This window comes from Mesorhizobium sp. WSM4840, assembly GCF_055811755.1.
Genome location: NZ_JBVVQD010000113.1, coordinates 1 through 810 on the forward strand (window position 1 = coordinate 1; position 810 = coordinate 810).

The window sequence follows — 810 nt, forward strand, 5'->3', positions numbered from 1 at the left end:
ACTGCGATTCCGACTCTATGGACTCATTCGCACCGCCCGTGAATCCCGGCCCCTGCACCAAATATGCGGAAGATCCCTTGATTGTCGCCGCGCACGGGAAGTCGTAACGCCTTCATAGTAGCGGTGAAGACGGGGAACTGGGCTCACCGGGACCCGACGGAGCGAAGGGAGGCGTCATGTGTAGAGAACCGTTGACCTGAAACATGGGAGGGGGCTCTGAACCCCACAAACCTGTCTACGAACCGACAACGGATAGCCGAACTGGCGAGGACGAAACGGGGTGTGGCGCTGTGCTCGCTCCACCAAGTCATCGATCTGGACTGGATGAAGGAGGCCTACCGGCTGACCCGCAAGGATGGTGCCCCTGGCATCGACGGCGTCACGGCGGCGGACTATGAGGTGAACCTGGAGACCAGACTTCTGGACCTCCTGGAGCGCATCAAGTCCGGCCGATATCGTGCGCCGCCGGTCCGGCGGGCCTATATACCCAAGGCGGATGGGTCGCAAAGGATGCTCGGCATTCCGACCTTCGAGGACAAGGTGGCGCAACGCGCCATTACGATGGTGCTGGAGACCGTCTATGAGGAGGATTTCTGCCCCTGCTCGTATGGGTTCCGACCGGGCCGCTCGGCCCATCAGGCGCTCCGCAATATGCAGAACGTGCTGTGGGCAAAGCGGCTCTATTGGGTGATCGATCTCGACATACAGAAGTACTTCGACTCGATTCCGCACTCTCACCTCCGGGCGTTCCTCGACCAGCGAGTCACGGACGGCGTCATCCGACGGATGATCGATAAATGGCTGAACGCA

1 protein-coding gene is annotated in these 810 nt (G+C 60.6%); it reads left to right on the forward strand.

Going from position 1 to position 810, the window contains the following annotated elements:
- Positions 1-282: 282 nt before the first annotated feature.
- The coding region (locus tag AC0L3I_RS36925) for a reverse transcriptase domain-containing protein (protein WP_473530233.1) at positions 283-810 on the forward strand (528 nt) is incomplete at its 3' end.